Source organism: Labrenzia sp. THAF191a (assembly GCF_009363335.1).
Lineage (GTDB): Bacteria > Pseudomonadota > Alphaproteobacteria > Rhizobiales > Stappiaceae > Roseibium > Roseibium algicola.
This window is the reverse complement of sequence record NZ_CP045333.1, coordinates 4,876,931-4,890,368: the sequence shown is the minus strand read 5'-3', so window position 1 is coordinate 4,890,368 and position 13,438 is coordinate 4,876,931. Positions and strand designations below refer to the sequence as shown.

Sequence of the window (13,438 nt, the reverse complement as noted above, 5' to 3'; positions counted from 1 at the left end):
AAAAGATGAAATTTATTATTTATTATAAAGTGCGTTTGGAGACCTCTCATGCCTCAGATAATTCCGCCTGTCCTTTTCGGCCTGTTCCTGTTGTCGATGGTCCCCGTCACGATCTTGTGTCCCGGTTCGCCGATGCTTCCTGCACCGTTCCAGTGGACCGGTTTGGCAGTCGTCGCTCTGGGGTTGTTTTTCCTGAAAAAGGGACATGGCACGTTCATTTCGCAAGAAACGGAAATCCATACGTTCCGGCAACCAACCCGCTTGGTTACCTCCGGCATCTACGCGCTTTCGCGCAATCCGATGTATCTTGGGTTTTTGTTGATGCTGCTCGGGGTCGCTGTCTGTACCAACGAAGCATTGAACGTCCTTTTCGCAATCGTCTTTTTTCTGGCCGCGCAGTTCTGGTACATCCCGATTGAGGAGCGGAACGCCGAGAAGACGTTTGGCCAGCCTTACCTGGACTACAGAAAAAATGTGAGGCGTTGGCTTTAGAAATGGCAAGACCGAAGGTTGAAAACGCCGAAATCCGGGACAGCCTGCTGCAGGCTGCGGAACACCGCTTGCGGCGGCAAGGTTCGCCGCGCTTTTCCGTGACTGATCTGGCGGCCGATTGTCGGATGTCGCAATCGAATGTCTACCGGTTTTTTCCCAACAAGGCGGCTCTCATGGCAGGCTTGGCGGAACGCTGGTTCGCAGACGTGGAAGTTGCGCTTCAGGTGGAAATATCAGCTGCGGAAAGCTGGCAATCGAAACTGGCGGCTTTTGTCAGGGTGCAGCTCGCAATCAAGTCAGAAAGGTTCGACGACGATCCGGACCTGTTCCGGGCCTATCTGACACTGGCTGGTGAGCATCCCGAACCTGTCACCATCCATGTGAGCAGACTGCGGAAAATGCTGGAAGGGATCCTCGGCGCTTTATTTAAAGGACGCGAACTGAAAAGGGCGTGTGAATTGGTTGAAGACGCAACGCAACTGTTCAGAGACCCGTTTCTGATTGCCCGCCTTAGGCCAAGGTGCACGGAAGAACGCGCCGAAGCGGTTCTTGCCGCGGTGCTTTCCGAATTGGAGCATCGACACGTGCGATAGCAACCACCGCGAACCACCGCCAAAGGCAACTGTCAGGTAGACACAGCAGCTGCCTTTTTCGGGCGTTTGTTGGAACAGGGCCTGCACAAAGTCGTCTTCTGGAGCTTCAGGAGATAATTTCATGAACAAAGATCTCGCAGACCTCCTGAAAACCTATTCGCAGAATTGTGCATCCGGTGAAAGAAAATAGGCATCTGCAGGCGCAGTACTGCGCCGATACCGGTCGCCCTTGCATGGCATTCCCATTGCCACCGTGGCAATCTGCCTCTTGAATTTGGGCGGACGGGGCGACACTAAACGGCTGATGACAATAAAAAGGGAAAAGATCGGGACGGTGGCTGAGGGTGAGGGGCAGGACAGCGGAGCAGCAGCTGCTTTCGGCTGGCCGGACAAAGGAGAAAGCCGCAGCCTGAAACGGGCTGGTCGGCTGCTTGCCGTATCCGATCTGCTGTGGATCGCACAGGCCGGACTGATTTCCTGGGCGCTCGGATCGCTCCCCATGTTGTTTTCTGCTGCAGATGACGGCCAGGTTATCGAAGGCGATCTGACAGGCTTGGCCTTCCAGGCTGCTGCCGGCATCGTGCTGGTTGCCGTTTTGAGAGTGTTTCTGCAAAACCGAGCTGAAACGGTTGCTCGACAAACCGCTCGTGCAATCCAGGGCAGGGCACGTGCAGAGCTGCTTTCCTTTGCCGCCAGAACGTCGCCGTCTGCAGAATTTCCATCTTCCGGTGCCTTTGCCGCCCATGTTACCGAACAGGTCGACCTGCTTGGACCTTACTATCGGAATTTCGAACCTCAGAAGGTTCGGCTTCGTCTTGTACCCCTCGGCATCGTTGCCGCCACTGCCGTGTTCAGTTGGCTCGGCGCGCTGATCCTGGTTGTCTGCGGGCCGCTCATTCCTGTTTTCATGGCGCTGATTGGCATGCGTGCCAAGGCTGCGAGCGAGACGCAACAGGAAGAACTTGTGCGGCTGAGCGGCAGTCTGCTGGACAGGATCAGGGGCCTGGAAACACTGACCCTGTTTGGCGCAATCGAGCGTACCCAGCGGCAAATCGCTGACGCGGGCGAACGGTTCAGAACCGGCACCATGCGCGTCCTGAAGATCGCATTCCTCTCCTCAACCGTTCTGGAACTCTTTTCTGCTCTCGGAATAGCCTTCTGCGCGGTCTATGTGGGGTTCTCGCTATTGGGTGAAATCCAGGCTGGAACCTGGGGCGGGCCCCTGACCTTTGCGCAGGGCCTGTTCATTCTGCTGCTCGCACCGGAGTTCTTTGCCCCCTTGCGTGCCTATGCGGCAGCCTATCATGACCGGGCGGGCGGACTTGCCGCGCAGAAAAAGCTGGCGACACTTTTTCCGTCGCAGGACACCCCCGAAAACCCTAAGCGCGCTGATCGATCAGCCGAGCCGGTCGGTAACATTTCACTTTCAGGCCCACCTGCAATTCTGTTCAGGTCTGTCAACATCTCCCATGATGAGCGCTGTGTCTTCAAGGGGTTCAATCTGAAGATTGAGCCGGATGAAACGCTTTTGGTCGAGGGGCCGAGCGGCAGCGGCAAGACCACACTGATTGACGGGATACTGGGCTTCCAGGAGCCTGATTCCGGCGAAATTCAGGTGAACGACCTTACTGCAACCGCGATTGCACCATTGCTGCGTCGAAAGGTTATATGGCTCGGCCAGTCGCCCAGGCTGTTTCACGGCAGTCTCAAGGCCAACCTCCTGAGAGCTGTTGATACATCTGCAGCGGTTACGGAGGACGATCTCTGGCAAGCCCTTCGCCTTGCCGGGGCCGAAGCGCTCGTCCAGCGCCTGCCTCGTGGTCTGGAAACACCTTTGGGAGAAGACGGTTTCGGCCTTTCTGTCGGGGAGATCCGCCGGGTGGCCCTCGCGAGGGCGGCGATGCGCAAGGATGCGGTCCTGCTGCTGGCGGACGAGCCGACAGCCTCGCTTGATGAAGAAACGGCGGCAGATGTCATCGAGGGATTGCGGAACCTTTGCGATGGCCGGACCGCCATCATCGCCACACACGACCCGGCCCTTCGGAAAATCGCCTCGCGGCGGATTGACCTGAAGGCGCTCGGCGCCCACGCCGAAGGGGAGGTCTTCGCGTGAGGTCTGTCTGGCATATCATTCGCACCCAGCACCGGTACGACAGCTTCCATTTCTGGCTTGGCATTCTTGTGGCGTTGCTGCCTGCGGCTGCCGGACTTCTTCTGCTCGGCGTTTCCGGCTGGTTCATCACCGCTGCGGCGATTGCGGGTTTGAGTGGCGCGTTCTTGAACATCTTTGCGCCAAGCGCACTCATTCGCGCCTTTGCGATTGTCCGTACTGCCGGCCGTTACGGTGAAAGGGTTCTGACACATGACGCCACGTTCCGGTTTCTGACCGGGTTCAGAAACCGGCTGTTTGCGGCGATGGCACTTAAGACAAACGACGGTCAGCGATCCGGATTGCTGCTCAATCGTCTGACACTCGACGTTGCCGTCCTCGATACGGTTTATTTGCGTCTGGTTGTTCCTCTGGTGCTGTCGCTGGTTGTTGCGGTCTCGCTGCTTCTGGTCTGGAGCAGCGTATCGCTGCTTTTGTTGCTTACCGGAGCAGTCTTCGTTTCGGCCTGGTTCGGGCTCGCAGTCCGGACCTTTGCACGGTCCGACACCAAAACCGCTCGCCGCTCTGACGCGGCGCTGGATGCCATGCGGCTTCGAGCTGCGGATCTGGCAGCAGGCCGACGGGACCTTGCGATTTACGGCGGTCTGGACGCGGCTGCCGACTCGGTTCTTGTCGCCGACACGCGATTGGCGGAAGCCCAGGAGGTCGAAGATCGCCGTACCAGCAAGCTGACAGCGGGCTCTACGCTCCTTGGGCAGCTGTTTCTAGCCGTCATGCTTCTTGTCTGTCTGCACGAAGTCGGGAATGGCTCGCTGACGGCGGCATTTAGCGTTGGTCTGATACTGGTGGTGATGGGGCTTCCGGAAATATTTTCGATGAGCTTGCCTGGCCTTTCCAGGCTGCCTCGCGTCGCGTTGGCAGCTGGTCGGATCATGCATTTGATGCGTCGCCCCGATGAGATCGAGCCTTCGCAAAGCCTTTCCGTAGCAGAGACAGGACACCAAGACGCCGCGCCTGCGCTCGATTTCGAAGGCGTCAGTTTTGGCTATCCCGGTGCTGACAGACGCGTTCTGGAGGGGCTCTCCTTTCACCTCGATCAAGGCGAAATTCTCGCATTGGCAGGGCGCAGCGGTTGCGGCAAGTCGACGATTGGAGCATTGGCTGCGCGGTTACGAAAGCCACGGCAGGGGAAGATACTTCTGGGTGGGCTGGAAATCGACCGCATCACCGAGAAAGAGCTTCGCCGCAAGGTTACCGTCATTGGGCAAAAGGCCTACCTCTTCAACGAGACCGTTGCCGAGAACCTGCGTGTTGCAAACCCGGATGCTCACGATACGGAACTTTGGCGTGCGCTTGAACAGGCGGCGCTTGCTGAACGCATTTCTGAAAATCCGGAAGGCCTGCAGACCATACTCGGTGAGGGGGGACTCGGACTGTCCGGTGGAGAGCAGAGGCGTCTTGCCCTGGCGCGTGCCTTTCTGACGCGGCCGACCCTGTTTGTTCTGGACGAGATGACCGAGGGACTGGACGCCGCAACCGCTGCGGATGTTCTGGACCGGTTTTTGTCCTATCGCGGCGATGCGGCCGTCTTGATGATTGCGCACCGTCGACAGGAGTTGGAGCGGGCAGACCGCGTGCTGGATCTGACGGCGCCATGCAGCAGCGGCATTCGGTCGCCGGAAATAATTCTTTCCGAATTTCAATGAGTTCTCCCGCAGTTTTCCGCATCTTGAGGTTGTCGCGTCCTAACTGTCGCATTGACCTTGGTGGGGCGGTGGGCCACGATCAGCCCATAGGAAGACTCGTTTTCTAAGCCGGTTCATTGACGGGATTGGCGGCTGCAATCCGCATTCACTGTGAAGTTGATTGCCGTTGCCGGATCGGGACGAAAACCGGGTTTTCAATCAAGATCGACACAGGCCCGGTCTCCTCCGACAGGGCATTTACCCGTCGATCGTCCTGATGTGCAGACGTGCCTGTTGCCGTTCGATAGAACGTTGGACACGACTGCCGAAATGCTCGGGCCTCTCCGGTCCGTAAAGGGGGAATGCGATGGAACTGAACGTCGTTGACCTGTCCCGGCTGCAATTTGCCATGACAGCGCTCTACCACTTCCTGTTTGTGCCTTTGACCATCGGCCTGTCGGTCCTGCTGGCCACCATGGAAACAGTCTATGTGATGACCGGCCGTGAGGTCTGGAAGCGCATGGTCAAGTTCTGGGGCACCTTGTTCGGGATCAACTTCGTCCTGGGGGTCGCTACCGGTCTGACGATGGAGTTCCAGTTCGGCATGAACTGGGCTTACTTCAGTCAATATGTCGGCGATGTCTTTGGTGCGCCTCTGGCGATCGAGGGCCTGATGGCTTTCTTTCTGGAGGCCACGTTCGTTGGGCTCTTTTTCTTCGGCTGGGACAGGCTCTCCAAGCGCCAGCATCTGGCAGCCACCTGGGCCGTCGCAATTGGAACAAACCTGTCGGCACTCTGGATCCTGATCGCCAACGGCTGGATGCAACACCCTGTCGGGTCCGCATTCAACCCCGACACCATGCGCATGGAAGTCACCAGTTTCTATGAAGTGCTGTTCAATCCGGTGGCGCAGGCCAAGTTTGTGCACACCGTGTCTGCAGGTTACGTCACCGCGTCGATGTTCGTTCTGGGTATCTCTGCCTGGTACATGCTGAAAGGCCGCCATATTCCGATCGCCAAACGATCCATGGCCATCGCGTCCGCCTTCGGCTTTGCATCTGCACTTTCGGTTGTCGTTCTCGGGGATGAAAGCGGCTATGAGGCCAACCTGAACCAGAAGATGAAACTGGCGACGATCGAAGCCATGTGGGAAACCGAGCCGGCTCCGGCCTCGTTCAACGTGATTGCCTGGGCGGATATGGAGAAGCGGGAGAACGTCTTTGCCATTGAAGTGCCCTATGTCATGGGCCTGATCGCAACGCGCTCCCTCGACACGATCATTCCCGGCATCAAGGATCTGGTTGAGCGGACAAAGGACCGCATCCGGCAGGGTGCGATAGCCTGGGATGCGCTACAGAAAATCCGGCAGGATCCGGCAAATGCAAGTGCGGATGTCCGCGAGACCTTCCTGCAGAACGAGAACTCGCTTGGTTACGCCTATCTGCTGCTGCCGTTCACGGACAATCCGATGGAAGCGACCACCGCTCAGGTAGACGCGGCCGCCTGGTCCACCGTGCCGGAAGTCATGCCGATGTTCTATTCCTTCCGGATCATGGTGGCGTGCGGCTTCTTCTTCATCCTGATGACCACGGTGTTCTTCTACTATTCTTCGTCCGGACGGCTGGACGTTCTGAGAGAAAAGCGCCGTTGGCTGTTGCATATCGCGGTCTGGTCGATCCCTTTGCCGTGGATCGCCTGCGAAATGGGCTGGTTCGTCGCCGAGTATGGCCGCCAACCCTGGATCATCGAAAGTATGCTGCCGACCTCTGCCGGTGTCTCGAGCCTTAGCGTGACCGAGGTCCTGCTGACGCTCGCCGGCTTTGTTGCGCTCTACAGCACGCTTCTGGTGATCGAGATCACGCTGATGATCAAATACATCAAGATCGGTCCTGAAGACGGCGAGAACCCGGATGCAGTTCCGGCCGCGCCGAAGCAGCCGGTCCCGGCCGCAGCCTCTGTACCAGCGGAGTAATCGAAAATGATCCTCTATGAAATGATCGACTACTCCATCCTGAAGATGATCTGGTGGCTGCTGCTCGGCGTCCTTCTGATCGGCTTTGCGGTGATGGACGGTTTCGACATGGGTGTTGGCGCGATGCTGCCCTTTGTTGCCGAGACAGATATCGAACGGCGTGTCGTCATCAACACGATCGGCCCGACCTGGGAAGGAAACCAGGTTTGGTTCATCCTGGGGGGCGGGGCGATCTTTGCTGCCTGGCCGCCGCTCTATGCCATCAGCTTCTCGGGGTTCTATCTGGCGATGTTCGTGGTACTGGCCGCGATGATCCTGCGGCCGGTGGCCTTCAAGTATCGGTCCAAGCGGCCGGATCCCTCCTGGCGCAACGCCTGGGACTGGGCACTGTTCACGGGGTCTTTCGTACCGGCGCTTGTCTTCGGTGTTGCCGTCGGGAATGTGTTGCTCGGGGTCCCGTTCTCGCTCGATAACGATCTGCGCATGACATACGAAGGTTCGTTCTTCGCTCTGTTCTCGCCGTTCTCACTGCTGTGCGGGCTGTTGTCGGTGGCAATGCTCGTCACGCATGGCTCTGTCTGGCTGGTGATGCGGGCGTCAGGTGATATTGCTGCGCGCGCGCGGCGGGTCGGCACAGTAACGGCAGGCCTCAGCATCGCTCTGTTTGCTCTCGGCGGGTATCTCGTTGCCAGCGGTTATGTGGAAGGTTTCCGCATTACATCCGAAATCGATCCGAACATGGCAGCCAATCCACTGGCGAAGCAGGCGGTCATCGAAGGTGGGGCGTGGATGTACAACTACACTGTCCACCCCATCCTCTGGCTGGCCCCCGGTCTTGGGTTCCTTGGCCTGTTCGGAACGCTCGTGCTTTTGCAGACACGTTTCGAAATGCCGATCTTCCTCTTCTCGAAGCTGGCGATTTTCGGGATCATCTCGACAGTCGGTGTCTCGATGTTCCCGTTCATCCTGCCATCATCGATTCAGCCCGAAGCCAGCCTGACGGTTTGGGACGCATCTTCCAGCCACCGGACCTTGTTCAACATGCTGGTGGCGACACTCATCTTCCTGCCGATCATCCTTGTCTACACTGCCTGGGTGTACAAGGTCCTGTGGGGCAAGGTGGATGAAGAAACCATCGAACGTGACAACCACAGCGCTTACTGAGGAGACTGCAACATGTGGTATTTTGCCTGGGTCCTCGGAATGCCTTTGGCCTGCGCCATGGCGATCCTGAACGCGATGTGGCTGGAGCTGAGGTCGGAGGACGAACGCCGTCGCCTGGAAGGCCGCAAGTAGTTCCGGCGTTTCTGGAAATCGTGTTGGAAAATGAAAAAGCCCCGGATTGCTCCGGGGCTTTTTGCTGGACCAGTTCCTGGTGGGTCAGGCGGCCTGCACTTTTGCAGCGCGCAGCTTTTCCAGGATGTTCTGCGGCGAGGAAACGCCGTAAGGATCGCTTTCGCAGTTGTCGGAGAAGCCTTCTTCTTCGAACCACTGCTCGACGATGCCGTCGTTGATGACCGCGCCATAGCGCCAGGAGCGCATGCCGAACCCGAGATTGTCCTTGGCAACCAGCATGCCCATCTTGCGGGTGAACTCGCCGGATCCATCCGGAATAACCTTGACGTTCTCGACGCCCTGGGCCTTTGCCCAGGCATTCATCACGAAAGCGTCGTTGACGGAGATGCAATAGATTTCATCAACGCCTTCAGCCTTGAACTCTTCAAACAGCTTTTCGAAATCCGGAAGCTGATAGGTGGAGCAGGTCGGAGTGAATGCGCCTGGAAGCGAAAACAGAACGACCTTCTTGCCCTTGAAGTAGTCGTCGCTGGTCTTGTCTTCCCAGCGGAACGGGTTCGGACCTTCAATGGATTCATCACGGACGCGGGTGCGGAAGGTAACGAACGGAACTTTTTTGCTGAGCATCGCAAACTCCAGAAATTGAGTGGTTGCAAACTGTCCAGAGTGCCGAAATCGTGCCTTGCCCGCGGGAGGAGAACCGGGCAGGGCACAAGCGCCCTGAAAGTGGAGGAGAAGTTCGGCCTAGCCCATTTGCTGCAATGCCGCAATCCATTTTGCTCCGCAATAAGCAAGAAGCCTGTGCGAAGCACTCAATCGAGGCGATATGCCGCTGGCCGACATTTCCAGGAGCACGGTTGGCGGACTTCTGTGGGTGGTCCGCCTTTTCCGGAAAAAGCTCTCAAATCATTGTATACACGCTCAATTTCGGTCATTAAGCTGACTAAGTCCCGTGTGGTTCGCCTTTGGCGCAATGCGGGGCTGAGGAGGGGGCTCCAGAAGGTCGGGTCTTGAAGCCGGACCAGAGCGAAATGCGACTTCCAGCAGCAAGAGTGATGAATGCGTAGGGTCTTTCGGGCGGTACACATGCTTTGCATGGGGTTTGCCGCGATCGTCTTTTTCGGCCAGCTGGCCATGGTGCTGATGCGCTATCTGCTTGGCTACGGTCTTCTGGAAATCCAGGACGCGGTCAACTACGCTTTTGCAGTCCTTGTGGCCCTTTCTGTCGCCGTTTCCTTCGATGCAGACAAGCACGTGCGGGTCGATGTGTTTCGCCAGAACTGGAGCGAGCGGACAAACCGGCGTATCGACTGGCTTGGAGACCTCCTGCTCGCACTGCCGGTCTTTGCGATCATGCTCTGGACGGCATTCCCGCTCGTCAAAAGCTCCTGGGCGATCTTGGAAGGCTCTCCGGAAACCGGCGGTCTGCCCGGCCTGTTTCTGGTCAAGACCTGTCTAGTGATCCTGCCTGCGCTTGTGGTGATCTACATTCTTCAAAAGCTGTTCGGCGCGATGCGACGGAAATTTTCATGACTGCCGATATCATCTGGCTCATCATTCTGGCCCTGTCCGTATTTGCCTGTATTCTTTCCGGCGTGCCGGTCCTGCTTGCAATCGCCGGTGCACCGACGATTGTCGCGCTGGTCGCCGCCGCCACCGGGCATTTTGACCTCGTGTTCTTTCAGGCTGTTCCCCAGCGCGTTTATGGCGTGATGACAAATCCGCTCCTGTTGGCGGTGCCGTTGTTCGTGCTGATGGGGTTGCTTCTGGAAAAGTCGCGCCAGGCAGAGCGGATGCTGCAGAGCCTGACGGCCGCAATGGGCGGGCAGCAGTCCGCTTTGGCGCTTTCTGTGGTTCTGGTGAGCGCACTCATTGCCGCCTCGACCGGTATCATCGGGGCAACCATCGTCATGCTGGGCACGATCACACTCCCGGCTCTATTGGCCGCGGGCGTGAACAAGCACATGAGCAGTGGCCTCATTTGCGCCAGCGGCACGCTCGGTCAGATCATTCCGCCGTCGATCGTTCTGATCCTCCTGGGTGATCAGGTGTCCAATGCCTACTTCGAAGCGCAGCAGGAAGCCGGCAACTTCGCGCCGGACCCGGTCACGGTGGGGGACCTCTTTGCCGGTGCGCTGATCCCGGGGCTGCTCCTGGTCGCGCTTTATGCGGCATACGTCCTGCTGCGACTGCGCCGGGCCTCTCCGAAAGGACAGGAAGCTGAGACGCCGACACCAAAGCCTCGCGTCTCAGGCCGGGAATTGTTCCGGGATATCGCGCCCACGCTCGGGTTGATCGTCGCTGTGCTCGGCAGCATCCTGATTGGCATTGCAACGCCAACGGAAGCCGCAAGTGTCGGTGTCGCAGGGGCTGTCCTGATCGCGGCTGCAGGAAGCGACGGCAAGGTGGCGCGTGTTGCCATGGCCTGCGTTGCCTTTGCTATTCTGCTGTTGATCCTGCGCAGGCTCGGACTGTTCGGTCTGGAGTTTGAAGGAGGCCGGATCAGCTGGACGACACTGACGATCGTCTCCGTCGCCATGACGGCCGCTGCCCTTGTCATGCTGGCCATCGCAGCAGCTTCTCTGATCCGGGCAGGCGTTCTCGTGTCCGCGCTGCGGGAAACCGTCACCATCACCGGAATGATCTTCGGCATCGTGATTGCTGCCAGCATCCTGTCGCTCGTGTTCCGGGGGTTCAACGGTGATGAACATGTGGCCGAGTTGCTGCACGCCTTGCCGGGCGGCGCCTATGGCATGTTGTTGCTGACAATGCTGGTGATCTTCCTGCTCGGATTCATTCTGGAATTCGTGGAGATCATTTTCATTGTTGTTCCGATTGTCGGGCCGATTATCCTGCAAAGCGACATAAGCCCGGTCTGGTTTGCGGTCCTGATTGCGCTTAACCTGCAAACTTCGTTCTTGACGCCGCCATTCGGGTTTGCGCTTTTCTATTTTCGATCGGTTGCACCGGCGGATATCCGCACCTCTGACATTTATGTTTCGGTGATCCCGTTTGTCGCCATCCAGCTTCTGGCGCTCGGTCTGGTCGCCGCCTTTCCGGCTCTGGCAACCCTGTTGCCGGACGTCCTGTTTTGAACATCGAGGGAGACACAAGCATGAAAAGACGTGATTTTCTGAAGGCTGGTGCCGTTGCCGCACCTGCCAGCCTTTTGGCAGCACCCGCAATTGCGCAAGGCAAGATCGAATGGAAGTTGCCGACCTCCTTTCCGGCGAAGGCGCCGGGTGTCGGCACCAACGTGACCGCCTTTGCCGACCGCGTGGCTGCAATGTCCGATGGCCAGCTGACCTTCAAGGTCTATTCCAGTGGTGAGCTCGTACCGCCGTTCGGTGTTGAAGATGCCGTGGAGCAGGGCACTGCCGAGATCGGTCATTCGACGCCTTACTATGCCGCGTCCAAGAACACCGCCATGCACTTCTTCTCTGCCGTTCCTTTCGGCATGACCGCGGTCGAAACAACCGCCTGGCTTCGCTACGGCGGCGGACAGGACCTGTGGGACAGCCTTTATGAAGAACGCGGCCTCATGCCGTTTTATTCCGGCAGTTCGGGCGTACAGGCAGCCGGCTGGTTCAAGAACCCGGTGGAAAGCCTCAACGATCTCGCCGGCCTCAACATGCGCATTGCTGGTCTCGGCGGCGAAGCCATGCGCAAGCTCGGCGTCAACGCTGTGCTGCTGCCGCCTCCGGAAATCTTCCCGGCCTTCCAGTCCGGTGCCATCGATGCCGCCGAGTGGGTTGGTCCCATGCTGGACCAGGCATTCGGCCTGCAGAAGGTTGCCAACTACTGCTATGTTCCGGCCTTCCACGAGCCGTCAGCCGCGCTGGAAATCGTCGTCAACAAGGAAGCCTACGACAGCCTGCCGGCGAACCTTCAGGCAATCATCGCCTATGCAGCTGAAGCAGCTTCGGTCGAGACCACCGCACAGTTCGATTATTACAACGCGGTTGCCATGAAGAAACTGAAGGAAGAGGGCGTTACCTTTGCCAACTTCCCGGATGATGTCCTGGCTGCGCTGAAGACGGCTGTTGCTGAAGTGATGGCGGAAAACGCTGCCGCCAATCCGAAGTTTGCCGAAGTGCAGAAAAGCTATGACGCGTTCCTTGAGCTTGCCAAGGACTACGCTGCACTGGTGAAGGCGACCACTTTCACCCAGCGCATGTAAGCAGAGTTGATCCCGCCGGTGGCATGGGTCACCGGCGGGGCTTCAGGTTTCCAGCTGCCGTTCGCGCAGCACGATCGCGATGCCGCTCGCGATGATGATCGCCGCACCGACATAAGTCGCAATGTCGGGAATTTCCCCCCACAAGAGCCAGCCGAGCAGGGTCGCCCACAAGAGCGCGGTATAATCGAATGGCGCGATAACGGCTGCCGGGGCAAAGCGGAAGGCCTGCGTCATCAGCGTGATGCCGGCCGTGCCGAATAAAGCGATGCCCAGAAACAGCCAGATGTCCTCCGCGCGTGGCTGCACCCAGACGAAGGGCATCGCAAGGGCACTCATGATTGCGCCGGCCCCCACCAGGTAAAGCATCAGGGTCCAGACACTCTCGCGCGGGTCGACAAGGCGAGCGCTGAGCATCAGCGCGGCATAGAAGAATGCCGTTGCGATCGGGAGGAGCGACGCTGCCTGGAAAGTGCCTGAACCCGGACGGACAACCACCAGAACGCCCAGAAATCCCACGAGGACTGCCGTCCATCGACGCCAGCCCACTTGCTCTCGCAAGACCAGGGCGGAAAGCGCTGTGACAAAAACAGGCATGACAAAAATCAGCGCTGTTGCTTCGGCGAGGCCAAGAAGGCTCAGCCCGGTGAAAAACAGCGTGGCGGCGCAGAGCCACAGCACTCCGCGCAGAAGATGGGCTGCCGGGCGGTGGGAAATCAAGGCAGATCTTCCACCCATTTTCAGTGCGATCAGAACCGCAATCGGAAGCGCGATCAAATTGCGCAAAAACAGGATCTGGATGGGGCTGTAGTCAGCCGTCAGTGTTTTGGCAATGGCGTCGTTGAGGCATAGGCACACGACACCTGCACACATCATTCCGATTCCGGTGGTCACCTGATTGCGACCGCCGGTCATGGCCGTTTCCATTCCCGTGTCTCCCTGGTTTTTGCGCAGTGAAGCATCGGGGCAGGCAGGGCGGCAAGGCACGATTTCACCAAATCAGGCCTGTCCGGACATCAGGAGAATCTGGAATACGGAAATTGCTGATGCCGCTACGTAATTCGTTTCTGGGTGATAGTGTTTTGCGGTAAGGTGCAATCATCGATTGTTTTC

12 protein-coding genes are annotated in these 13,438 nt (G+C 58.3%); 10 read left to right on the top strand and 2 right to left on the bottom strand.

Annotation, left to right across the window (positions count from 1 at the left end; translation table 11 throughout):
- Positions 1 to 48 precede the first annotated feature (48 nt).
- From FIV05_RS22415 to cydX, 7 genes are all read left to right on the top strand, one after another.
- On the top strand, positions 49 to 492 hold the full coding sequence (locus FIV05_RS22415; protein WP_152511030.1) for an isoprenylcysteine carboxylmethyltransferase family protein: 444 nt from the start codon (positions 49 to 51) through the stop codon (positions 490 to 492).
- A 2-nt stretch (positions 493 to 494) separates the two neighbouring features.
- Entirely contained in the window at positions 495 to 1,085 is a 591-nt protein-coding gene (locus tag FIV05_RS22410) for a TetR family transcriptional regulator (protein WP_152511029.1), read from the top strand.
- A 304-nt stretch (positions 1,086 to 1,389) separates the two neighbouring features.
- Positions 1,390 to 3,198: a thiol reductant ABC exporter subunit CydD gene (cydD, locus tag FIV05_RS22405; RefSeq protein ID WP_152511028.1), complete on the top strand. Its 1,809-nt coding sequence runs from the start codon at positions 1,390 to 1,392 to the stop codon at positions 3,196 to 3,198.
- Positions 3,195 to 4,901, top strand: coding sequence for a thiol reductant ABC exporter subunit CydC (cydC, locus tag FIV05_RS22400; protein WP_152511027.1), 1,707 nt, complete (start codon positions 3,195 to 3,197; stop codon positions 4,899 to 4,901). Before cydD ends, cydC begins: the two co-directional genes overlap by 4 nt.
- A gap of 346 nt (positions 4,902 to 5,247) precedes the next feature.
- A complete protein-coding gene (locus FIV05_RS22395; protein ID WP_152511026.1) occupies positions 5,248 to 6,852 on the top strand; it encodes a cytochrome ubiquinol oxidase subunit I in 1,605 nt (534 codons plus the stop codon).
- Positions 6,853 to 6,858: 6 nt separating this feature from the next.
- The gene (gene cydB / locus FIV05_RS22390) at positions 6,859 to 8,016 is read left to right on the top strand and encodes a cytochrome d ubiquinol oxidase subunit II (RefSeq protein WP_152511025.1); all 1,158 of its coding nucleotides are present in this window, start codon (positions 6,859 to 6,861) and stop codon (positions 8,014 to 8,016) included.
- A 12-nt stretch (positions 8,017 to 8,028) separates the two neighbouring features.
- On the top strand, positions 8,029 to 8,148 hold the full coding sequence (gene cydX / locus FIV05_RS22385) for a cytochrome bd-I oxidase subunit CydX (RefSeq protein ID WP_031270783.1): 120 nt from the start codon (positions 8,029 to 8,031) through the stop codon (positions 8,146 to 8,148).
- 84 nt (positions 8,149 to 8,232) lie between these two features.
- Here cydX and FIV05_RS22380 read toward each other — a convergent pair whose 3' ends face one another.
- A complete protein-coding gene (locus tag FIV05_RS22380) occupies positions 8,233 to 8,775 on the bottom strand; it encodes a peroxiredoxin (protein ID WP_055653804.1) in 543 nt (180 codons plus the stop codon).
- A gap of 432 nt (positions 8,776 to 9,207) precedes the next feature.
- Here FIV05_RS22380 and FIV05_RS22375 point away from each other — a divergent pair, with 432 nt between their 5' ends.
- Genes FIV05_RS22375 through FIV05_RS22365 form a run of 3 tightly spaced genes read left to right on the top strand, consistent with a single transcriptional unit; the run spans position 9,208 to position 12,328 of the window.
- Positions 9,208 to 9,681 carry a TRAP transporter small permease subunit gene (locus FIV05_RS22375; RefSeq protein ID WP_209009753.1) on the top strand — a complete coding sequence of 158 codons (474 nt, stop codon included), beginning with the start codon at positions 9,208 to 9,210 and terminating at the stop codon, positions 9,679 to 9,681.
- On the top strand, positions 9,678 to 11,243 hold the full coding sequence (locus FIV05_RS22370; protein WP_152511024.1) for a TRAP transporter large permease subunit: 1,566 nt from the start codon (positions 9,678 to 9,680) through the stop codon (positions 11,241 to 11,243). The genes FIV05_RS22375 and FIV05_RS22370 overlap by 4 nt, the downstream gene beginning before the upstream one ends.
- Positions 11,244 to 11,263: 20 nt before the next feature.
- Positions 11,264 to 12,328, top strand: coding sequence for a TRAP transporter substrate-binding protein (locus tag FIV05_RS22365; RefSeq protein WP_152511023.1), 1,065 nt, complete (start codon positions 11,264 to 11,266; stop codon positions 12,326 to 12,328).
- 42 nt (positions 12,329 to 12,370) lie between these two features.
- Here the strand turns inward: FIV05_RS22365 and FIV05_RS22360 are convergent, their stop codons facing one another.
- A complete protein-coding gene (locus tag FIV05_RS22360; protein ID WP_152511022.1) occupies positions 12,371 to 13,252 on the bottom strand; it encodes a DMT family transporter in 882 nt (293 codons plus the stop codon).
- Positions 13,253 to 13,438: the final 186 nt, after the last annotated feature.

Coding starts and splice junctions, on each gene's coding strand:
- FIV05_RS22415 (WP_152511030.1), top strand. CDS start 49: ATGCCTCAGATAATTCCGCCTGTCCTTTTCGGCCTGTTCCTGTTGTCG.
- FIV05_RS22410 (WP_152511029.1), top strand. CDS start 495: ATGGCAAGACCGAAGGTTGAAAACGCCGAAATCCGGGACAGCCTGCTG.
- cydD (WP_152511028.1), top strand. CDS start 1,390: ATGACAATAAAAAGGGAAAAGATCGGGACGGTGGCTGAGGGTGAGGGG.
- FIV05_RS22395 (WP_152511026.1), top strand. CDS start 5,248: ATGGAACTGAACGTCGTTGACCTGTCCCGGCTGCAATTTGCCATGACA.
- cydB (WP_152511025.1), top strand. CDS start 6,859: ATGATCCTCTATGAAATGATCGACTACTCCATCCTGAAGATGATCTGG.
- cydX (WP_031270783.1), top strand. CDS start 8,029: ATGTGGTATTTTGCCTGGGTCCTCGGAATGCCTTTGGCCTGCGCCATG.
- FIV05_RS22380 (WP_055653804.1), bottom strand. CDS start 8,775: ATGCTCAGCAAAAAAGTTCCGTTCGTTACCTTCCGCACCCGCGTCCGT.
- FIV05_RS22375 (WP_209009753.1), top strand. CDS start 9,208: ATGCGTAGGGTCTTTCGGGCGGTACACATGCTTTGCATGGGGTTTGCC.
- FIV05_RS22370 (WP_152511024.1), top strand. CDS start 9,678: ATGACTGCCGATATCATCTGGCTCATCATTCTGGCCCTGTCCGTATTT.
- FIV05_RS22365 (WP_152511023.1), top strand. CDS start 11,264: ATGAAAAGACGTGATTTTCTGAAGGCTGGTGCCGTTGCCGCACCTGCC.
- FIV05_RS22360 (WP_152511022.1), bottom strand. CDS start 13,252: ATGGAAACGGCCATGACCGGCGGTCGCAATCAGGTGACCACCGGAATC.